Annotated in this window: 22 protein-coding genes and 1 other RNA gene; 19 read left to right on the forward strand and 4 right to left on the reverse strand. The window is 65.5% G+C overall.

Annotated features, from left to right (window positions below; translation table 11 throughout):
• The 4 genes from SE91_RS01040 to SE91_RS01055 all read left to right on the forward strand — a co-directional run.
• The coding region (locus SE91_RS01040; RefSeq protein ID WP_061846261.1) for a cell division protein ZapA at window positions 1-336 on the forward strand (336 nt) is incomplete at its 5' end.
• Between the two features lie 211 nt (window positions 337-547).
• Window positions 548-708: non-coding RNA, 6S RNA (gene ssrS, locus SE91_RS01045), on the forward strand.
• Window positions 709-876: 168 nt separating this feature from the next.
• The gene (locus tag SE91_RS01050; protein WP_061846262.1) at window positions 877-1,473 is read left to right on the forward strand and encodes a 5-formyltetrahydrofolate cyclo-ligase; all 597 of its coding nucleotides are present in this window, start codon (window positions 877-879) and stop codon (window positions 1,471-1,473) included.
• Window positions 1,451-2,275: a TIGR00282 family metallophosphoesterase gene (locus tag SE91_RS01055; RefSeq protein WP_061846263.1), complete on the forward strand. Its 825-nt coding sequence runs from the start codon at window positions 1,451-1,453 to the stop codon at window positions 2,273-2,275. The genes SE91_RS01050 and SE91_RS01055 overlap by 23 nt, the downstream gene beginning before the upstream one ends.
• Window positions 2,276-2,482: 207 nt before the next feature.
• Here SE91_RS01055 and SE91_RS01060 read toward each other — a convergent pair whose 3' ends face one another.
• Together SE91_RS01060 and SE91_RS01065 are read right to left on the reverse strand one after the other, a co-directional pair.
• Window positions 2,483-3,907, reverse strand: a complete 1,425-nt coding sequence (locus SE91_RS01060) for a methyl-accepting chemotaxis protein (RefSeq protein ID WP_061846264.1) — start codon at window positions 3,905-3,907, stop codon at window positions 2,483-2,485.
• Between the two features lie 108 nt (window positions 3,908-4,015).
• The gene (locus SE91_RS01065; protein ID WP_061846265.1) at window positions 4,016-5,764 is read right to left on the reverse strand and encodes a methyl-accepting chemotaxis protein; all 1,749 of its coding nucleotides are present in this window, start codon (window positions 5,762-5,764) and stop codon (window positions 4,016-4,018) included.
• 219 nt (window positions 5,765-5,983) lie between these two features.
• Here SE91_RS01065 and SE91_RS01070 point away from each other — a divergent pair, with 219 nt between their 5' ends.
• The 8 genes from SE91_RS01070 (at window position 5,984) to SE91_RS01105 (ending at window position 12,213) form a co-directional block, all read left to right on the forward strand.
• Window positions 5,984-6,730: a YebC/PmpR family DNA-binding transcriptional regulator gene (locus tag SE91_RS01070; protein WP_061846266.1), complete on the forward strand. Its 747-nt coding sequence runs from the start codon at window positions 5,984-5,986 to the stop codon at window positions 6,728-6,730.
• Between the two features lie 210 nt (window positions 6,731-6,940).
• Window positions 6,941-7,468, forward strand: coding sequence for a crossover junction endodeoxyribonuclease RuvC (gene ruvC / locus SE91_RS01075; protein ID WP_061846267.1), 528 nt, complete (start codon window positions 6,941-6,943; stop codon window positions 7,466-7,468).
• A complete protein-coding gene (ruvA, locus tag SE91_RS01080; RefSeq protein WP_025034044.1) occupies window positions 7,465-8,082 on the forward strand; it encodes a Holliday junction branch migration protein RuvA in 618 nt (205 codons plus the stop codon). The genes ruvC and ruvA overlap by 4 nt, the downstream gene beginning before the upstream one ends.
• A 20-nt stretch (window positions 8,083-8,102) precedes the next feature.
• Window positions 8,103-9,137 (forward strand): Holliday junction branch migration DNA helicase RuvB, encoded by a 1,035-nt coding sequence (gene ruvB, locus SE91_RS01085; RefSeq protein WP_197489556.1) that lies wholly within the window; start codon window positions 8,103-8,105, stop codon window positions 9,135-9,137.
• A 100-nt stretch (window positions 9,138-9,237) separates the two neighbouring features.
• A complete protein-coding gene (locus tag SE91_RS01090; protein ID WP_061846269.1) occupies window positions 9,238-10,107 on the forward strand; it encodes a DUF6869 domain-containing protein in 870 nt (289 codons plus the stop codon).
• Window positions 10,108-10,212: 105 nt separating this feature from the next.
• Entirely contained in the window at window positions 10,213-11,133 is a 921-nt protein-coding gene (locus tag SE91_RS01095) for a metallophosphoesterase (protein WP_061846270.1), read from the forward strand.
• 68 nt (window positions 11,134-11,201) lie between these two features.
• On the forward strand, window positions 11,202-11,651 hold the full coding sequence (gene ybgC / locus SE91_RS01100) for a tol-pal system-associated acyl-CoA thioesterase (RefSeq protein ID WP_082813630.1): 450 nt from the start codon (window positions 11,202-11,204) through the stop codon (window positions 11,649-11,651).
• A gap of 94 nt (window positions 11,652-11,745) precedes the next feature.
• Entirely contained in the window at window positions 11,746-12,213 is a 468-nt protein-coding gene (locus SE91_RS01105; protein WP_061846271.1) for a nuclear transport factor 2 family protein, read from the forward strand.
• Window positions 12,214-12,422: 209 nt separating this feature from the next.
• On the opposite strand, the gene SE91_RS01110 is transcribed toward SE91_RS01105, so the two are convergent.
• Together SE91_RS01110 and SE91_RS01115 are read right to left on the reverse strand one after the other, a co-directional pair.
• Window positions 12,423-13,136, reverse strand: coding sequence for a type 1 glutamine amidotransferase (locus SE91_RS01110; protein WP_061846272.1), 714 nt, complete (start codon window positions 13,134-13,136; stop codon window positions 12,423-12,425).
• Between the two features lie 53 nt (window positions 13,137-13,189).
• Window positions 13,190-14,116, reverse strand: a complete 927-nt coding sequence (locus tag SE91_RS01115; RefSeq protein WP_061846273.1) for a LysR substrate-binding domain-containing protein — start codon at window positions 14,114-14,116, stop codon at window positions 13,190-13,192.
• Window positions 14,117-14,389: 273 nt separating this feature from the next.
• Here SE91_RS01115 and SE91_RS01120 point away from each other — a divergent pair, with 273 nt between their 5' ends.
• The 7 genes from SE91_RS01120 to SE91_RS01150 form a co-directional block, all read left to right on the forward strand.
• Window positions 14,390-15,424: an ABC transporter substrate-binding protein gene (locus SE91_RS01120; RefSeq protein ID WP_061846274.1), complete on the forward strand. Its 1,035-nt coding sequence runs from the start codon at window positions 14,390-14,392 to the stop codon at window positions 15,422-15,424.
• A gap of 27 nt (window positions 15,425-15,451) precedes the next feature.
• Window positions 15,452-16,492, forward strand: a complete 1,041-nt coding sequence (locus tag SE91_RS01125; protein WP_061846275.1) for an ABC transporter ATP-binding protein — start codon at window positions 15,452-15,454, stop codon at window positions 16,490-16,492.
• Window positions 16,489-17,364 (forward strand): ABC transporter permease, encoded by an 876-nt coding sequence (locus SE91_RS01130; protein ID WP_061846276.1) that lies wholly within the window; start codon window positions 16,489-16,491, stop codon window positions 17,362-17,364. The genes SE91_RS01125 and SE91_RS01130 overlap by 4 nt, the downstream gene beginning before the upstream one ends.
• Window positions 17,361-18,167: an ABC transporter permease gene (locus SE91_RS01135; protein ID WP_061846277.1), complete on the forward strand. Its 807-nt coding sequence runs from the start codon at window positions 17,361-17,363 to the stop codon at window positions 18,165-18,167. Before SE91_RS01130 ends, SE91_RS01135 begins: the two co-directional genes overlap by 4 nt.
• An 8-nt stretch (window positions 18,168-18,175) precedes the next feature.
• A complete protein-coding gene (locus SE91_RS01140) occupies window positions 18,176-19,312 on the forward strand; it encodes an NAD(P)/FAD-dependent oxidoreductase (protein WP_061846278.1) in 1,137 nt (378 codons plus the stop codon).
• A gap of 26 nt (window positions 19,313-19,338) precedes the next feature.
• A complete protein-coding gene (locus SE91_RS01145; protein ID WP_061846279.1) occupies window positions 19,339-19,635 on the forward strand; it encodes a (2Fe-2S)-binding protein in 297 nt (98 codons plus the stop codon).
• On the forward strand, window positions 19,632-20,847 hold a 1,216-nt coding region (locus SE91_RS01150), incomplete at its 3' end, for an FAD-dependent oxidoreductase (RefSeq protein ID WP_061846280.1). The genes SE91_RS01145 and SE91_RS01150, both read left to right, overlap by 4 nt.

The following is a 20,847-nucleotide window of genomic DNA, read 5'->3' on the forward strand; positions in this document are numbered from 1 at the left end:
TGCGAGGAGGGCCAGGAGGTGCGGCTGCTCAAGCTCGCCGAAACCCTGGAGACACGCATCCAGTCGCTGCGCGGAAAATTCGGCGAGATCGGCGATGCGCGCCTCACCGTGATGGCTGCGCTGACCGTGTGCGACGAGCTGGTCGACACCAGCAACCGCGTCCGCACGCTGGAGCAGGAGCTGACCGAGCTCAGGGATTTCCGCAACGCCGCCGTCGAGCGCGCCAGGATGACGCAGACCGCCGTGGTCAATGCCCTGAACGCTGCCGCCGAACGCATCGAGAAGTCGACCCAGGTCTTGAACCGCACCGTCGGCAACGGGATTGCGATCGGGTAGGGCGCTGCCCCGCGGCCTGCGCAAGCGCCTCGTCCTTCGAGACAACCGCTCCGCGGTCTCCTCAGGATGAGGCTAACCGACAGCTTTGCCAACTGCTGCTAAGCACTCGGTCCTCATCCTGAGGAGCCCGCAAAGCGGGCGTCTCGAAGGATGGCCGCATGCTCACTTCGCGCCACTGGCGATTCGTCAGTATCGTTGTTACATTGACCCGGCGAGGCTGCGACGTGCGTCAGGAGCCATATATCCCCGGGGCCTTATCGATCCTTTAGGGAACTGTCCCTGGCCGGGCCCGTGGGCCCGGACATATGGTGCCCACCTACTTTCGTAGGGAACTCCGGGATCGAGTGCTTCAACGGCGTACGCGGCTTCGCACTGTTTCTTTCTTCTGGTTCGTGCCTGTCGAACTGCGGCCAATTGAGTAGGTGTCATTCCCCGCGAAGCGGGGAATCCAGTACGCCGCGGCCTTTGTGTGAATCACCACCGCCTCTGGAATACTGGATCACCCGCCTTCGCGGGTGATGACGTGGGAGACCGCAGCACATGCCCAACTCCAAAGCCGAACTCCGTGCCAAGGCCCTCGCCAAGCGCGACGCGCTGAGCGAGAAGAAGCGCACCGCCGCCGCTGCAAAGCTCGCCAAGCGCGGGCTCCCGTTCACGCTGCTGCCCGGCAGCATCGTCTCGGGCTATTCGCCGATCCGCAGCGAGATCGATCCAATGCCGCTGTTGAAGAAGCTCGCCGAGGAGGGCGCGAAGCTGGCGCTGCCTTGCGTCACCGCGCGCGGCCAGGCGCTGATCTTCCGCCTGTTTCATCCGAACGATCGGTTGATGCTCGGCCCGCTCGGCATTCCCGAGCCGTCGCCCGCCGCCGCCGAAGTCATCCCCGACATCATGCTGACGCCGCTCGCCGCCTTCGACCGCCTCGGCCACCGCATCGGCTATGGCGCCGGACATTACGATTTCACCTTCGCGCATTTGCGCAAAACCAAGCACATCGTCGGCATCGGCCTTGCGTTTGCAGCGCAGGAGATCGAGGCGGTTCCGGCACTATCCCACGACGTCGCGCTGGATTATGTGCTAACCGAATCGGACGTGTTCGATTTCCGGAGTTCTGAAGTTGCGCATTCTCTTCGTGGGTGATGTCGTCGGCCGTAGCGGGCGCGAAGCAATCACTGAATATCTGCCCGGCTTGGTCAAGGACTGGTCGCTCGATCTGGTCGTCGTCAACGGCGAGAATTCGGCGGGCGGCTTCGGCATCACGGAAGCGATCTACCAGGAGTTTCTCGAGGCCGGCGCCGACGCGGTGACGCTCGGCAATCACTCCTGGGACCAGCGCGAGGCCCTGGTGTTCATCGAGCGCGCCGACCGCCTGGTGCGCCCTGCGAACTATCCGCGCGGCACGCCGGGCCGCGGCGCCGCTCTGGTCGAGACCAAGAACGGCAAGCATGCCCTCGTCGTCAACGCGCTCGGCCGCGTCTTCATGACCCCGTTCGATGATCCCTTCGCCGCGCTCGAGCGCGAACTTGGCGCCTGCCCGCTCGGCGTCGCTGCGGACGCCATCGTCGTCGACTTCCATTGCGAGGCTTCAAGCGAGAAGCAGGGCATCGGCTTCTTCTGCGACGGCCGCGCCAGCCTCGTCGTCGGCACGCATACGCATGTGCCGACCGCCGATCACCAGATCCTCACAGGCGGCACCGCCTACATGACCGATGCGGGCATGACCGGCGATTACGATTCCATCATCGGCATGCAGAAGGAAGAGCCGCTGCGGAGATTCACCTCGGGGATTCCGTCCGGCCGCTTCGAGCCGGCCGCGGGTACCGCGACGTTGAGCGGTGTGGCCGTGGAGACGGACGATGCGACAGGGCTTGCGTTGAAGATCGCGCCGGTGCGCATGGGCGGAAGGCTGGAGCCGGCGACGCCGAAGTTCTGGTTGAGCTAAATTAGTCGTCTTCGCCTATGCGGGGGCCGGAAGGCGAGCCTCTGCTATTTCGGAATAATAGCATTCTACTCCTGTTTTGCCCGACAAATCAAACCGCCCGCGGCCTGCGCGCGTAAGTCATTGATTTCACTCATCCCGGCTACTGTGCATGGGGTTGTTTTCGCGCCTCTGTTCGGAGAGGCCTGTGCGGCGCCGTCGCGACGGTTCTCAGCTCTGCCGAAAACCCATCCGGAAGGCGCCCCAGTGCTTGCCGCGGACCATGATCGGCGAGGACAGATCCTTCATCAGCACGAACTGCCCGCCGCCCATGTCGCGGCGGTAGGTCTGCAGCAGGAACGGTTTGGTGCTGCCTGCGACCTTCTTCATCGCGCGATCGGTGAACAGGCGGCGGTTGCGGCAATTGGCGTTGTTCCAGACCGGGTCCTTGCCCTGCGGCAGGCGGTAGTTCGGATTGTGGGTCGGCAGATAGCCGCCCTTGGCCCAGGCGACGCAGAACACGATGCGGGGATCGGATTTCTGAATCGGGTCCTGGATCGCAGGCAGCACGCGGTCGGTGAAGTCGACGTAATTGGTGAGGTATTGTTTGGGATCGGTGCCGGGAATTTCGCGATACCTCTCGTCCATCAGCTGGTCGAGCGTGACCTCGCCGCGATCGATCGCGGCTTCGAACTCGGCCGAGATCCGCTTGGCGGTCTCGACGACGACGCGGATCAGCGGTGCGTCCGACGTCTCCACGCCGCTGTCGGCAATCAGCGCGATCAGGCCTTCGGACGTGTCGAGCAGCTTCGTCACGCGCTGATCGGCGCTCTTGAGATCGCGCGAGGACAGATCGACCCCCTTGGCGAGTTCGTTGAGCTCGCTGATGACGGTGTCGCAATGTCCGAGATTGGAGGTCGCCGCCCGCGCGACGCTGTCGATCTCCGCCTCGACGGAGGCAAAGCCCTGCTGGACGCGCGAGATGATGCCCGAGATCTGCTGGGCGCCTTCGCCGGCGGTCTTGGCGCGCTGCGAGGCGTCGCTGCTTTCACCGATCAGGCCTTCGATCTGGCCGTCGAGATCGCGCACGGTGTCGGAGATCTGATGCGTGGCCTGGCGGGTGGCTTCCGCGAGGTTCTTCACTTCGCTTGCGACCACGGCGAAGCCGCGGCCGGCATTGCCGGCACGGGCCGCTTCGATCGTCGCGTTCAGCGCCAGCAGATTGGTTTGCTTCGCGATCGCCTCGATCGAGCCAGACACTTTCGCGACCTGCGCCAGCGCCGAGCCGACGGCGCTCAGGCGCGCCTCGATGCGCTCAACGGCTGCGACGAGCTCGGAGATGTGGCTGACCGCGGTATCGACGGCGCTGCGCGACTGCGCGATCTCGCCGACCGCGGCGGACGTCGTCGTCTGCACCGCCTGCGATGCATTGGCGATGTCATGGTTGGCCGTGACCATGGTCTCGGCCGTCTTCTGGAGATGATGGAACCGCTCCGACTGGTTCGAAACGCGGTTTGCCACTTCCTGGACGTTGCCGGCGATATCGGCGAGTTCCACGCCGAGCCCGCCGATGCGATCGGCGAGCTGGTCGATCAGCCGCTCGGCCAGCGTCCGGTTCGAGCCGGTGTCCATGACTGCAAGTTGTGCGACGGACATGTTTCGATGAATCCTCCAGTCAGAGCCGTTCGCCGGCTCACGGCGGCATTTCCATTCCGATTCGAGTTTAGAGGATGATTCGTCGCCGCCGTCTTGCCTGAGCGTGCACTACAGTTTGTAGGCCGTGCGGAATCCGCCCCAGTGCCGGCCCTGCACGCGGATCGGGATGTCGATCTCCCGCATCATCACGGTGTTTCCGTTGCCCATGTCGCGCGCATAGCTCTGGACCAGGTACGAGCGCAGGTTGCGCCCAGCCGCCAACCCCGCCGGATCGTTGAATATGCGCCGGTTGCGGCTGTTGGCCGTGTTCCAGGCGACATCGCCCGGCCGCTGCGGATGCGAATAGATCTTGTTGTGCACCGGCAGGAAGCCGTTGCGGTCGACCATGGCGCAGAACGCCATGCGCGGGTCCTTCGCCAAGAAGGCCTCCTGGAAGGGCGGCAGCGCGCGGTCCGCCCAGTCCAGATATTTCGTGCGATATTGCTGCGGGTTGGTCCCGGCAATTTCCGCGTAATCGGTATCGAAGAGATCGTCGAGCTTGACCTCGCCGCGCGCGACGGCCTGCTCGAAGATCTTGGTCAGCGCGTTGCCCGCTTCCATGGCGCGGGTGACGAACTCGGTATTCTCCTCATGGATCGACCAGAGCCTGTCTTCGATCTTCTCGCGCAGTGCCGCGTCGGGGCTGACGAATTGCGCGCGCGCGCCGGCCTTGGTTTGCTCGACCACGCGCAGACGGCAGGCGCCGACATGTTCGAGCGTGCCTTCGATCACGGCTTGGGATGCAAGCCGGCCGGCATCGGCGCCGCCGATCAGCACGCCGTCCATCGCGATTTCATAGACCGGCAGCACGCCGCGCGCGGTCTCGAGCTTGAGATGGCAGGGCAGGCGCTCGGTCTTGCGGCGGTCGTCATGCTCGCTCTGCCGCAGCAGCACGGCGCAGCGCGATTTCAGCTTCTGCGCGAAGGTGGTGACGGCCTTGCCGGCGCTGGCGACGTTCTCGCCATGGCTCTCGGCCGCCTTGGTCGCGGCATCGATCTCGGCAGCGCTCTCGCCGACCGAGACGATGAACTCGGAGGCGCTGGCGGCGTTGCCTGAGACTTCGCTGGTGGTGGCGTTCTGCTCGGCGACCGCGCCGTTGACCGTCTCGAACACCGGGCGGATCGCCTCGATCGCCTGCGAGATGCGGTGCACGGCGTCCGCGGAGCCGGCGGCGTCGCGCTGGAGCGCGTCGATTTTCCTGGTGATCTCTTCGGTCGCGCCTTGCGTCTGCACCGCGAGGGCCTTGACCTCGGTGGCGACGACGGCAAAGCCCTTGCCGGCAGCGCCCGCGCGTGCGGCCTCGATGGTCGAGTTCAGCGCGAGCAGCGTCGTCTGCCGCGCGATCTGCGCGATCAGATTGACGACATTGCCGATCGCGGCGGAGGATTCGCGCAGGCGGTCGACATTGGCACGGGCTTCCTGTGCGGCGGCGCTGGCCTCGTCGGCGAGCTTGCCGGCCTCGCGGACCTGCGCGCCGATCCCCAGCGCCGACTGGGTGAATTTGTCGGCGGCATGGGCGAAGGTGGATGCGGTCGATTGCGCCGCATTGGTGCGGCCGGTCAGGGCATCGGTGCGGTCGCGAATGGCGGCCAGCGTGGTGGCAGTCGCCTCGGCGCCCCCGGCCACGGAATTGGCGGCGCGCTCGAGCTGGCGAATCATCGCGCCCAGTTCGAGTTCCAGCAATTCCAGGATTTCCCTGGCGGAATCGGCTTCGGCCGCCGGGGCGGGCTCGGAATTGGCCACCGGCTGCGCGGCCTGCGGTGCTGCCGCAGGCGCAGCCATGTCAGGCAGACGCTTCCGAAATAGTCCGAACGCCATCACGTCTCTCTTGTCGGGGAACGGGCGGACGCTATTTTCGCAGGCCGGAATGAAATCAGGGTTAACGGTGCCCCACCTCTAGGCACGGGCCAATACGGCGGCTACCTCTACGGTGCTACCTTAGGGCACCAGAGCCCCTTTGATTCCGCCGTGTTGGCGGCCTATAAGGCCGCGCTTCCCAGCCCATCGGCGAACCAAAGACCATTCAAGAGACCACGCATGGCCGGACATTCCCAATTCAAGAACATCATGCACCGCAAGGGGCGGCAGGATGCGCAGAAGTCGAAGCTGTTCGGCAAGCTGGCGCGGGAAATCACCGTCGCGGCCAAGCTCGGCACCCCGGACCCCGCCATGAACCCGCGCCTGCGCGCCGCCGTGATCGCCGCGCGCCAGGAGAACATGCCGAAGGACAATATCGAGCGCGCCATCAAGAAGGCGCTCGGCAGCGACGGCGAGAACTATGACGAGATCCGCTATGAAGGCTACGGCCCCGGCGGCGTCGCCGTCATCGTCGAGGCGCTGACCGACAACCGCAACCGCGCCGCCTCCGACATACGCTCCTTCTTCACCAAGTCCGGCGGCAATCTGGGTGAAACCGGCTCGGTGTCGTTCATGTTCGACCGCACCGGCATCATCGAATACGACCGCAGCGTCGCCTCCGACGACGCGGTGCTGGATGCGGCGATCGAGGCCGGCGCCGACGATGTCGTCTCCAGCGAGGGCGGCCACGAGATCTACGCCTCGACCGAAGGCTATCGCGACGTCGCCAAGGCGCTGGAAGCCAAGTTCGGCGAGCCCCGCAAGGCCGCTCTGATCTGGAAACCGCAGAACACCGTCGCGGTCGACGACGAGACCGGCGAGAAGCTCTTGAAGCTGATGGACTTGCTCAACGAGCACGACGACGTGCAGCAGGTCTACGCCAATTTCGAGATATCGGACGCGCTGGTCGCGAAGATGGGCGGCTGATGCCGCTCGTGTCCCGGACGCGCTGCAGCGTGAAACGCTGCTGCGCAGAGCCGGGACCCATGGTGCTTCACGCGCCGCGGGAGTATGGGCCCTGGTTCTGCGACCCATCACTTCGTGCTGCGTCGCGCCCGGGGCACGAGACCGCCTTTCCCCTGTTACTTCCGTTCTGTTTCTGTTTCCCTGGGTCCAGCCAGCCGCTATCACTGGCCCATGACTGCGCTCCCGATTCGTGGCCCCGTCCGCATCATCGGCATCGACCCCGGCCTGCGCCGCACCGGCTGGGGCGTGATCGAGGCCGAGGGCAATCGCCTCATTTACGTCGCCTGCGGCTCGGTGGAGCCACCGGACGATCTGCCGCTGGCGAGCCGGCTGCTCGCGATCCATGAGGGGCTTGCCGCCGTTCTGTCGCATCACCAGCCGATGGAAGCCGCGGTCGAGCAGACCTTCGTCAACAAGGACGGCGTCGCGACGCTGAAGCTCGGCCAGGCCCGCGGCGTCGCCATGCTGGCGCCCGCAATGTTCGGCATCTCCGTCGCCGAATACGCGCCGAACCAGGTCAAGAAGACCGTGGTCGGCGCCGGTCACGCCGACAAGCAACAGATCGCGATGATGCTGAAAATCTTGCTGCCCAAGGCCGAGCCGCCGTCGGCGGACGCCGCCGACGCGCTCGCCATCGCCATCACCCATGCCCATCACCGCCAGAGCACCGCGCTGCGCCTGAAGGTGGTGGGGATATGATCGGCAAGCTCAAGGGCCTGATCGATTCATACGGCGAGGATTTCGTCATCCTCGACGTCGGCGGCGTCGGCTATCAGGTGCATTGCTCCTCGCGCACATTGCAGCACCTGCCCTCGCCGGGCGAGGCGGCCGTGCTGTCGATCGAGACTTACGTCCGCGAGGATCAAATAAAACTGTTCGGCTTCCGCACCGACCAGGAGCGCGAATGGTTTCGCCTGCTCCAGACCGTGCAGGGCGTCGGTGCCAAGGTCGCGCTCGCCGTGCTCGGCACGCTGCAGCCTTCCGATCTCGCCAACGCCATCGCGCTGCGTGATAAGGCCGCGGTGGCGCGCACGCCCGGCGTCGGCCCCAAGGTCGCCGAGCGCATCGTCACCGAATTGAAGGACAAGGCGCCGGCCTTTGCCAATGTCGATCCGGCCGTCGTGCATCTCGCCGGGGCCGTCGACGACCAACGCGCGCCGCGCCCCGTGGCGGATGCGATCTCCGCGCTGGTCAATCTCGGCTACGGCCAGCCGCAGGCGGCCGCGGCGATCGCATCGGCCTCGCGCAGTGCGGGTGAAGGCGCCGAGACGGCGCAGTTGATCCGCCTCGGCCTGAAGGAGCTCGCGAAGTGAGCGATCCCAAGGCCAACCGCATGGTTTCGCCCGAGCGCCGCAGCGACGATGTCGGCGACACCGCGCTGCGGCCGCAATCGCTGTCCGATTTCGTCGGACAGGCGCAGGCGCGCAAGAACCTGTCGATCTTCATCGAGGCGGCGCGCAAGCGCGGCGAGGCGCTGGATCACGTGCTGTTCGTCGGTCCCCCGGGCCTCGGCAAGACCACGCTGGCGCAGATCGTGGCGAAGGAGCTCGGCGTCGGCTTCCGGGCCACGTCGGGGCCCGTCATTGCCAAGGCCGGCGATCTTGCCGCGCTCCTCACCAACCTCGAAGAGCGCGACGTGCTCTTCATCGACGAGATCCATCGCCTCAGCCCGGCGGTGGAAGAGGTGCTCTATCCCGCGATGGAGGACTTTCAGCTCGACCTCATCATCGGCGAGGGCCCGGCGGCGCGCTCGGTGAAGATCGAGCTGTCGAAGTTCACGCTCGTCGGCGCCACCACGCGCGCGGGCCTGCTCACCAATCCGCTGCGCGACCGCTTCGGCATTCCGGTGCGGCTGAATTTCTACACGATCGAGGAATTGGAGAGCATCGTCAGCCGCGGCGCGCGCGTGCTCAATGTCGGCATGAGCGCCGATGGCGCCAACGAGATCGCGCGCCGCGCGCGCGGCACGCCGCGCATCGCCGGCCGTCTGCTCCGCCGCGTGCGCGATTTCGCCTCGGCAGCCGATGCCGACAAGATCGACCGCAAGATTGCCGACCACGCGCTGAGCGCGCTCGAGGTCGATGCCGCGGGGCTCGACGCCATGGACCGCCGCTATCTCACCACCATCGCGATGAACTATGGCGGCGGCCCCGTCGGCGTCGAGACCATGGCTGCGGCCTTGTCGGAACCGCGCGATGCGATCGAGGACATCATCGAGCCCTATCTGATCCAGTGCGGCTATCTCCAGCGCACCCCGCGCGGCCGGCTGCTGACCTCGCATGCCTTTCGCCATCTCGGCCTGGCCGAGCCAAATCGCGATCCGGCCCAGTTCGGGTTGTTCGGCACGGATTCGTCCGAGGATGACTGACTGCCGCAACCGGTGAACCCACCGCTTCAATCCCATCACTAATCCGAACATGCGGCGCACTCGCTTCGCCGCTTACGCATACGGATTGGAGCTGGAAGAAATGGGGCTGACGGACGACACCGGGCTGCTCGAGGTCATCGTTGCCGCGCCGCAGTTGCGCACGCCTGACGAGACCGAGGCGTTCCTGGATCCAATGCCGATCGGTGAGCTGGCATCGATGTGGTGCGCGCTCCAGCGCGTCAGCCGGCGTGACCAGGTCGGCAGCGTCTGGGCCCTGAAACTCTATTTCGATCGTCTGCCGCAGCGCCGCCCGCAACAGGCGCTCGATCTCGTGCTGGAGGTGCTCAGGACCGAGGCCGACAAGCCGACCGTGATGCAGCTCAACGACAAGTTCCTGCTCTCGCTGCTCTATGCGCATGGCGAGGCGGTGATCGACCGCATCGAGCACGAAGCCATGCGCAACGATCGGTTGCGTTGGCTGCTCGGCGGCGTGCATGGCGCGCCGGACGATCCCTTGATGGCGCGCATTGTAGAGCATGCCGACGGGAAGGCCTGGCAGGCCGACCATCTAGCCCAGCGCACGCCGCGCGAGCCGCTCGATTACGCCAGCCTGTCGGCCGCTGCGCTCGCCCGTGCCTGGGTCGAGCAATATTCCAAGTCCGATCGCGACCAGGACGACAATCTGTTCGCAATTATGGATTTCGAGCGCGACCTGCGCGAGGAGGATCCCGACGGCTTGATCGACCTCGTCCTGGAAGTCCTGAAGATCGAGGCCAATCCCGTGCTGCTGTCGCTGCTGGCCGCGGGACCCCTCGAAGACGTGATCAACGCCGCAACGATCGACCGCATCGAGCGTGAGGCGCGTGTCAACGAACGTTTTCGCGAGCTGCTCGGCGGTGTCTGGTATTATCGCGCGCCCGACGAATTGAAGGCGCGACTGGACGCGCTGATTGGCGAGAGCCGCTGGTAATGTTTGTGCAGGCTTCTGCACGAGGATGCTGACGGCCTGCACGGGCGTACCCCAATTCCGCTCCAATCGGATCGCATCGAGAGGCTGCATCAGAAACGGGCTTCCATGATCACGCGCCGTCATCTCATCCGCTCCATCGGCGGCCTGTCCGCCCTCGGCATCTCGACCGCCGCCTATGGCGTCGCCGTCGAGCCGGTGCTGCGGCTTCGCGTCACCCGCTATCATCCGACGCCGCGGCAATGGCCGGCCGATTTTCCTCTGAAGATCGCCGTCATCGCCGACGTTCATGCCTGCGATCCCTGGATGCCGCTGGAGCGGATCGAGGCCATCGTCGACCGCACCAACGCGCTGAAGCCTGATATCATCGTGCTGCTCGGCGACTATGTCGCCGGCCTGCACCACGTCACGCGCATCATCCCCTCCAGCGAATGGGCTAAAGTGCTCGGCGGCCTCAAGGCGCCGCTCGGCGTCCATGCCGTCATGGGCAACCATGATTATTGGGACGACAGGACCGTGCAGCGGACCGGGCACGGCCCGACCATCGCGCATCGCGCGCTGGAAGCGGCCGGCATTCCCGTCTACGAGAACGACGTCGTACGCCTTACCAAGGACGGCCGTCCATTCTGGCTCGCCGGCCTCGGCGATCAGCTCGCCTTCCTGCCGGCGCGCCGGTTTCGCACCGTGTCGCGTTTCGGGGCCGACGATCTCGGCGCGACGCTCGCCAAGGTCACGGACGATGCGCCGATCATCCTGCTCGCCCACGAGCCCAACATCGCGCCGCGCGTACCCGCGCGCGTCGCGCTGCAACTGTCCGGCCACACCCATGGCGGCCAGATTCGCTTGCTCGGCTGGTCGCCGGCGGTGCCGCCGCAGCAGGGCATCCACCTCGCCTATGGTCATATCAGGCTGAAATGCGACGTCATCGTCTCCGGCGGCCTCGGTTGCAGCATCATGCCGCTCCGTTTCGGCGTGCCGCCGGAGATCGTCGAGGTCACGCTGGGGCGAACCTCACCGGTTGTGTCCTAACACGCTTGCGCGACCGCCTGTTTTTGCGCAAAACGGGCCGGTGACCGACAAGCGAAGAGGCTCGCGACGTGACTGCCCATCTCGACGGCGAGATCCGCGACGGCCGCCACCACATGCAGGTCCGCGTCTATTACGAAGACACCGATTTCTCGGGGATCGTCTATCACGCCAATTATCTGCGCTACATGGAGCGCGGACGGACCAACCATCTGAGGCTGATGGGCGCCGAACAGCAGGCGCTGTTCGACCAGGTCGAGACGGAGGGCGCGGGCTTTGCCTTCGTCGTGCGCTCGATGCATCTGGATTTCCTCAAGCCGGCGCGAATGGACGATGTGCTCGACGTCGTGACCTGGCCGGTCGCAGTGAAGGGCGCCTCCATCATGCTGGCGCAGGAGGTGCGGCGTGGTGAGGACGTGCTGGTGAAGGCCGAGGTGCGGGTCGCCTTCATCAGTGGCGGCCGCGCGCAACCGATCCCGAAATCGATCCGCACCTTGATGAAGGCCGATTTGATTTCGTGATCGCCCGATAAGTGATCGCCTGATTGGTAACGGCCTATCGACTCCGCCAGATGCAGCGATAGATTGCGGCCTCAACCCATCGATGAGGCCTTCCATGTCGCGCCCGCCGCTTCCGCCCTTCACGAGAGAAACTGCCGCGCAAAAAGCGCGTATGGCCGAGGATGCCTGGAATTCGCGCGATCCGGTGAAGGTGTCGCTCGCCTATACCGAGGACAGCCGCTGGCGCAATCGCTCGGAGGTGTTTCAGGGCCGCGAGGCCATCGTCGCCTTCCTCACCCGCAAATGGGAAAAGGAGCAGGATTACCGCCTGATCAAGGACCTCTGGGCTTTCGACGGCAACCGCATCGCGGTGCGCTTCCAATACGAATGGCACGACGGCAAAGGCCAATGGTATCGTTCCTACGGCAACGAGCAGTGGGAGTTCGACGAGCACGGCCTGATGAAACGGCGCGAGGCGTCGATCAACGACATCATGATCGCCGAGAAGGACCGCCGCTTTCACTGGCCTGCGCCGGGTCCGCGGCCGGCGGATGTGGCGGGGCTGGGGACTGATCCGTTCTGAGGCTTGCGAGATGGTGCGGCATGCACACTGCACCCTCTCCCCTTGCGGGAGAGGGTGGCTCGCCGCGCAGCGGCGAGACGGGTGAGGGGTATCTCTCGGCGAGTAGCTCTCACAATTGAGTTCGCGGATAGATACCCCTCATCCGTCGCTTCGCGCCACCTTCTCCCACAGGGGGAGAAGGGAAGGGTCTCCGTGGCGACAGTTGGAAACTAAGGCGTCGCGCGCCGCGCCAAGAACCTCGTAATCGCGCCACCGAGCTTTGCGCTGTCCATCGGCTCCGCCAGCGACTGCCTCGCTGTTGCGACCACGTCATCCGGCGCCTTGCCGTCGCGCAGATCGCAGCACACTTGCGCGAATTCGACGTCGAATTCCGGATGCGGCTGCACGGTCAGCGTGGTGCCGTTGGCGTAGAGCAGGCCGGCATGCGGCGTGAAGTCGGAGGAGAGGATCGTCAGCGCGTCGTTCGGCGGCTCGATCACCTGGTCCTGGTGCGAGGCAGCGATCGCGACCGTTTCGCCGTCGATCACGCCGTTCCCGGGCAGCACCTGATAGACGTGCCGGCCGATGCCCCAGCCCTTGTCGGACTTGCGCACGGTGCCGCCGAGCGCCTGCGCGATCAGTTGGTGGCCGAAGCAGACGCCCACCATTGGCGTCTTGTTGGCGTGAGCGCTGCGCACGAAATCTTCCAGCGGTGCGATCCAGTCGAGCCCATCATAGACGCCGGCTGCAGCACCTGTGATCAGCACGGCTTCGAGCTTGCGCGGCTCGGGCAGCGCATCGCCGTTCGGGATGCTGATGACATCCACACCGGCTGCCGGATCCGCGGCGCGGACCATGCGCGCGAACATGTCCGGAAACGAGCCGTGGCGCTCGCGATGTTTTTCAGGAACGAGCCCGGTCTCGATGATGGTGATGCGTGCCATGTCGTGCCCTGCGGAGACGGGAGAGGATACCGCAGGCTTCCAAGAGGTCCAAGTCAGCCCGGTGCAAAATCCCGTGCCGACTCGTCCTCGAACTCAATGAGCGCCTTGCGCATGGTCTCGACCAGATCCAGTGCCACCGGCGAGGGACTGCGCTGCGCCGGGAAGACGGCGGAGAATTCAAAGTCGATGCGCGGCAGGAAGCGGCGCACGACGACGCCGCGCGTCGCAAATTCCTGGGCGGTGAAGGGATCACAGATCGACACCCCGAGTCCCGATGACACCATCCCGCACATGATCTCCGACAGCGTGGTCTCGACCCGGAGCACGCGGCGGACGTCGCTGCGATGGAAGACCTGATCGACGAGGTGCCGGCTCGACGATCCCGCCGACAGCGAGATGAACGTCTCGCCCTCGAAGTCGCGCGGCTCCAGCACTTCCTTCTCTGCCAGATGATGTCCGGTCGGCAGCACCGCCACGCGGGCGAGCGCCGGCAGCCGCAGGCTCGGCAAACCGGAATGCGCAATCGGCACCTCGGCAAAGCCGATGTCGCATTGATTGTTCAGCACCCAGTCCACCACGATCGGTGAGATCACGCCGAAGAAGGCGAGGTTGAGGTTGGGCCGTTCCTTCAGGAAGTGTCCGGCGAGACGCGGCAGATAGCCGTTCGCCAAGGCCGGCAGCGCGGCGATGCGCAGCGAGCCGGTGCGGCGCCCGCGGATTTCCTCGGCGGCGGCGGAGATGCGGTCCAGGCCGACGAAGGAGCGTTCGACCTCGGTATAGAGCGCCATCGCGGCCGCGGTCGGCACCAGACCGGTGCCGCGGCGCTCGAACAACTCCATCTTCAAGAGCGCCTGGAAGTCGCGCAGCAGCCGGCTGACCGCGGGCTGCGTCACCACCATCAGCTTCGCCGCCTCGGTGACGCTGCCGGTCAGCATCGTCGCGCGGAAGGCCTCGACCTGCCGCGAATTGATCCGCGCCATTCCAAATTCCATTCATAACATTTCGGCATGCAAAGGGTGCCATTATTCATTGGACGATGGAAGTGCCGGTCTGCGATCTTTTTCATCAGAGCTGGAGCCAGCCCGCTTTTTCGGCAGATTGGAGGGGTTCAAACCCCCCAGGTCGCGCCAAACCCGTCGAGCAGGGGCCGGAGCCCTGATCGGGGAGGGGTTTGCGCGGAAGGAAATGCGGAAGGTGCCTCAGTCGGAGACTTGTCGGCACGTCACCTCATTCCGGTATGGAGATCGGACCACATGAAGACTTTTTGCCTTCTGGCCGCGGTCAGCATCGCAGCCCTCATTGCCGTCCCGTCGGCCGCCTCGGCCCAGCAAAAGACGCTCTATGTCGCCGGCTATGGCGGCTCGTTCGAGAAGACCATCCGCGACGAGGTGATCCCGGCCTTCGAGAAGGAAAACGGCGTCAAGGTCGAGTACGTCGCCGGCAACTCCACCGACACGCTGGCCAAGCTTCAGGCGCAGAAGGGCAACCAGCAGATCGACGTCGCCATCGTCGATGACGGCCCGATGTACCAGGCGATCCAGCTCGGCTTCTGCGGCAAGCTCGAGGGCCTGCCGGCCGATCTCTACGACACTGCGCGTTTCAAGGACGATCGCGCGGTCGCGATCGGCATCGTCGCGACCGGCCTGATGTACAACACCAAGGTGTTCAAGGAGAAAGGCTGGGCGCCGCCGACCTCCTGGAACGATCTGAAGGACACGAAATACGCCAAGCAGCTGGTGATTCCGCCGATCAACAACACCTATGGCCTGGAAGCGCTGGTGATGCTGTCGAAGATGAACGGCGGCGGCGAGACCAACGTCGAGTCCGGCTTCAAGATCTTCAAGGAGCAGATCAATCCGAACGTGCTCGCCTACGAGCCGTCGCCGGGCAAGATGACGGAGCTGTTCCAGTCCGGTCAGGCGGTGATCGCGGTGTGGGGCACCGGCCGCGTGCAGAGCTTCGCCAATACCGGCTTCCCGGTCGACTTCGTTTACCCGAAGGAAGGCGCGGCAACGCTGCTGACCACGGCATGTCCGATCAACAAGCCCAATGTCTCGCCACTCGCCGCGAGCTTCGTCAAGATGCTGCTCGATCCCAAGATCCAGCTCGTGTTGCTCAAGGATTACGGTTATGGCCCAGTGCTGAAATCGTTGGTGATCCCGCCCGAGCTCGGCAAGATGGCGCCGATCGGCGAGCGCGCGGCCAAGCTGTATAATCCGGACTGGACCGTCATCAACGAGAAGCGCGAGGAGTGGACCAAGCGCTGGAATCGCGAGGTCGAGCGTTGATCTGATCGTCGCTAGCGGAGACAGCGCATGGCCTATCTCGAGCTCGATCGGGTCGCAAAGCAGTTCGGCGCGCAAACCGTGGTCGACGACTTCAGCCTGTCGGTGGGGAAAGGAGAGTTCATTTCCTTTCTCGGCCCGTCCGGCTGCGGCAAGACCACGACGTTGCAGATGATCGCGGGCTTCCTCGACCCGACGCGCGGCGCGATCCGCCTGGAGGGCAAGGATCTCACCGCGATTCATCCGGCCAAGCGCGGACTCGGCATCGTGTTCCAGAGCTACGCGCTGTTTCCGCACATGACCGCGGCGGAGAACGTCGCCTTCGGTCTCGAAATGCGCAACGTGCCGCGCAACGAGCGCGCCGAGCGCGTCCGTGCCGCGCTCGCGATGGTGGGCCTTGCCGGTTACGAGGACCGCCATCCCCGCCGCATGTCCGGCGGCCAGCAGCAGCGCGTGGCGCTGGCGCGCGCGCTGGTGATCAAGCCGAGCGTGCTGCTGCTCGACGAGCCGCTGTCCAATCTCGACGCTAAGCTGCGCGAGGAGATGCAGATCGAGCTGCGCCAGATTCAGCGCACCATCGGCACCACTACGATCCTGGTCACCCACGACCAGAACGAGGCGATGTCGCTGTCCGACCGCATCGTGGTGATGAGCCAGGGCAAGATCGAGCAGATCGGGTCGCCGCAGGAGACCTACGAGAAACCGGCCTCGGCATTCGTCTCGCAGTTCCTCGGCAAGACCAACGATTTTGCCGCGATGGTCGACCGGACCGCGACGCCGGCGCAATTGACCGCGGGCTCCTGGAGTGCGCCGGCGCCGGCCGGTCTCAATGGTCCCGTCACCGTCAGCATCCGCCCCGAGCGCATCGGCTTTGGCGAAGCGGGCCTCAACGCAAAAATCCTCACGCGCATCTTCCAGGGCAATCACTGGCTGTTCCAGTGCGAGAGCGAATGCGGCCCGGCCATCGTGATTCGCCAGAACGACGGCAAGGCCCAGCCAACCGAAGGCGAGGCGGTTCACCTTGCCTGGCGGCCCGAGGACATGAGCGTGCGCGCGAGGGCCGGCGCATGAGCGCGGTCGCCGAGGAACGCAGCACGCGTGCGCCATGGGCGCTGACGGCGCCGGCCCTGATGCTGTTCGTCGGCGTTCTGCTGATCCCGCTCGCAATGACCGTGATGCTGTCGTTCCACGATTGGGGCCAGTACAAGGGCATCGAGCCGGTCTTCATCCTCAAGAACTGGCACGAGATCGCGACCGATCCCTATTTCGCCGAGATGTTCTGGCGAACGTTTCGGGTCGCGGTCCTGACCACTCTGCTGACGGCTTTGCTCGGTGCGCCCGAAGCCTACATCCTCAACCGCATGAGCGGGCGCTGGAAGAGCTTCTTCCTGCTGATCATCCTCGGGCCGCTGCTGATCTCCGTCGTCGCGCGCACGCTGGGCTGGGCGCTGCTGTTCGGCGGCAACAACGGGCTCGTCAACAAGCTCCTGATGTCGCTCGGCCTGATCGGCTCGCCCATTCCCTTCATGTTCACCGAAACCGGCATGGTGATCGCGCTCGCGCATGTGATGATGCCGTTCATGGTGCTCTCCGTGTGGGCGGCCCTGCAGCGTCTCGATCCGCAGATCGAGAATGCCGCGATGTCGCTCGGCGCGAATCCTGCGACCATCATCCGCCGCATCATCATGCCGCAGATCATGCCCGGCGTGCTCTCAGGCGCCATCATCGTGTTCTCGCTTTCGGCCAGCGCCTTTGCGACGCCGGCCATCATCGGCGGCCGCCGGCTCAAGGTGGCGGCAACGCTCGCCTATGACGAATTCCTCAACACGCTGAACTGGCCGCTCGGTGCTGCGGTCGCAACGCTGCTTCTCGCCGCGCTGGTGCTGATCGTCGTCGGCAGCAACGCCCTGATCGAGCGTCGCTATGCGGAGGTGTTCCGATGAGACGGAACGGCCCGCTCGCGCTGATCTTCCATGCCGTCTTCGTCATGGTCATGGTGGCGCCGATCCTGGTGGTGTGCCTGGTCGCGTTCACGCCCGAGGGATATTTGTCGCTGCCGACCAACGGTTTTTCGCTGCGCTGGTTCAGGACGATCGCGAACTATCCGGAATTCATCCACGCCTTCTGGGTCAGCCTCGGGCTCGGGGCGCTGTCGTCCCTGGTGGCGCTGCTGTTCGCGGTGCCGGCGGCACTTGCGATCGCGCGCTATCGCTTCCGTGGGCGCGACGCGCTGGCAGCCCTGTTCCTGTCGCCGCTGATGATCCCGCATGTCGTGCTCGGCATCGCCTTCCTGCGCTTCTTCACATCCGCCGGGATGGGCGGCAGCTTCGCGGCGCTGATCATCGCGCATGTCATCATCGTGTTTCCGTTCGCGCTGCGGCTGACGCTGGCTGCAGCGACCGGCATGGACCGCACGGTCGAGATGGCGGCGCTCTCGCTCGGCGCCAATGGCTGGACGCTGTTCCGCCGCGTGACCCTGCCGCTGATCCTGCCCGGCGTCATTAGCGGCTGGGCACTCGCCTTCATCCAATCCTTCGACGATCTCACCATGACCGTCTTCCTCGCGGCACCCGGCACCGAGACGTTGCCGGTCCGCATGTTCCTCTACATCCAGGACAACATCGATCCGCTGGTGACGTCGGTCTCGGCCTGCGTGATCGCGATCACCATGGGTGCCCTCATTGTGCTCGACCGCTTCTACGGGCTCGACCGTGTGCTCGCCGGCAAGGGCGATACGGGACGATAGGAGAACTGATGTCCAAAGACTATGACGTCGCGGTGGTCGGCGGCGGGCTGCTCGGCTCCGCCATTGCCTGGGGCCTCGGCCGGCTCGGCAAGCGCGTCGCCGTGCTCGACGAAGGCGACATCACCAAGCGCGCCTCCCGCGCGAATTTCGCGCTGGTCTGGGTGCAGAGCAAGGGCCTCGGCATGCCCGCTTATACGGTGTGGACCGTACGGGCGTCGCAGGCCTGGAGCCGGCTCGCGGACGAGTTGAAGCAACAGACCGGCCTCGACGTCTCGCTTCAGCAGAATGGCGGCTTTCATCTCACGCTCGGCGAGGACGAGTTCGGCCAGCGCACCGAGCTGGTCAAGCGCATGCACAACCAGGTCGGCGCCGCCGATTACAAGATGGAGATGCTGCCGGCATCCGAGGTGAAGAAGGCGTTGCCGCTGATCGGGCCCGAGGTCTCCGGCGGCAGCTATTGTCCGCTCGACGGCCACGTCAATTCGCTGCGCACGTTCCGCGCCTTCCATACCGGCTTCAGGGCGTTCGGCATCGATTATTTTCCGGAACGTCCGGTCTCGGCGATCAGCAAGAATGGCGGTGAATTCCGTCTGACCACGCCGCAGGGCGAGCTGCGTGCCGCCAAGATCGTGCTCGCGGCCGGCAATGCCAACCAGACGCTGGCGCCTATGGTCGGTCTCTTTGCCCCGATGGGGCCGACGCGCGGCCAGATCGTGGTGACCGAGCGCACCATGCCGTTCCTGCCGCATCCGCTGACCACGATCCGCCAGACCGACGAGGGCACGGTGATGATCGGCGACAGCAAGGAGGACGAGCTCGACGACCGCGCGCTGAAGCATTCGATCAGCGCCGTGATGACCGATCGCGCCCAGCGCATGTTCCCGCATCTGTCGCGGCTCAACGTGGTCCGAAGCTGGGCCGGTATCCGCGTGATGCCGCAGGACGGCTTTCCGATCTATGACCAGTCGGAGACGCATCCCGGTGCCTTCGTCGCCTGCTGCCATTCCGGCGTGACGCTCGCCTCCAACCACGCCTTCGAGATCGCGCGCATGGTGGTGCAAGGCGCGCTCGAGCCGGAGCTGGTCGGCGCGTTCTCGGCCAGCCGCTTCGGGGGCGCGGGCGCGGCGAACAACAGCGGCTATTAGAGATATGAAGGAGCCAAGAGGCATCGATGTTTAGACGATCCGAACAGGACAAGCGTCCTCAGGTGCAGATCTTCGTCGACGGCGTCGCGGTCGCGGCGCGCCAGGGCGACACCGTCTCCGCGGCGCTGTTGGCCTCCGGCGTCGACGCGCGGCGCTCGAATGCGGTGAGCGGTGCGCCGCGGCTGCCTTATTGCATGATGGGCGTGTGCTTCGACTGTCTCGTTACCATCGACGGCGTCGGCAACCGCCAGGGCTGCCTCGTGCCCGTTGCTGAGGGCATGCAGGTCGAGATCCAGAAGGGGAAGCGGGAGATCGGAAGATGAGTCTGGCTCCCAAGCGCGAAGCCTATGACGTCGTGGTGATCGGCGCCGGTCCCGCCGGCCTCGCCGCGGCTGCGACATCCGCCGACGCCGGCCTGTCTACGCTGCTCCTCGACGAGAATATCGGCCCCGGCGGCCAGGTGTTTCGCGCCATCTCGTCGACGCCGGTCACGGAGCGCAATCAGCTCGGTGCGGACTATTGGGTCGGTGCCGATCTCGTGCAGTCGTTGCGCGCGAGCAGCGCCGAGGTGATCCATCGCGCCACCGTGTGGAGCCTCGACCGCAATCTCGATATCGCCGTGTCGATCGGCGGTGCGTCCGCTTTCGTCAAGGCAAAGCGGGTGATCCTCGCGACCGGCGCGCTGGAGCGGCCGTTCCCGATTCCGGGCTGGACGCTGCCCGGCGTGATGACGGCTGGCGCGGCGCAGACCATGTTGAAATCATCGGCTCTGGTGCCTGACGGCCGAACCGTCATCGCAGGGCAGGGGCCGCTGCTCTGGCTGCTCGCCGCGCAGATCCTGCGCCTCGGCGGTCAGATCGACCGCATCCTCGACACCACCGAGCGCGGCAATTATTTCGCCGCGCTGCCCCATGCCTTCGCCTTCCTGACCTCGCCCTATTTTGCCAAGGGCGTGTCGATGATGCGCGAGGTGAAGGCGAAGGTGCAGGTCGTCTCCGCCGTCACAGAGCTCGCAGCGTCCGGTGACGGTCAGCTCGCGAGCGTGAGCTATGTCGCCAGCGGTAAGCGCGAGACTGTCCCCGCCGATTTGCTGCTGCTGCATCAGGGCGTCGTGCCCAACGTCAATCTGGCAATGGCGGCCGGCGTCGAGCACCGCTGGGACGATCTGCAATTGTGCTGGTCGCCGGTGCTGGACGCGAGCGGAAATTCCTCGGTCGCTGGTATCGCCATCGCCGGCGATGGCGCCGGCATCGGTGGCGCCAATGCGGCTGTGGTGCGCGGCCGGATAGCGGCGCGCGCAGCGGTGGAAGCGCTGACGCCAGCGGCCGCCGCGAAGTTGCCCACGATGGCGAGCCTGCGCGCTGATCTCGCCAAGGCCGAGCGCGGCCGCGTCTTCCTCGACACGCTGTTCCGCCCCCCGCCGCAGTTCCGCATTCCCTCCGGCGACACCATCGTCTGTCGCTGCGAAGAGGTGACGGCAAAGGACGTTCTAGATTCCGTCGCGATCGGCGCGACCGGTCCGAACCAGCTCAAGG

Source organism: Bradyrhizobium sp. DOA1 (assembly GCF_001593325.1).
Taxonomy (GTDB): domain Bacteria; phylum Pseudomonadota; class Alphaproteobacteria; order Rhizobiales; family Xanthobacteraceae; genus Bradyrhizobium.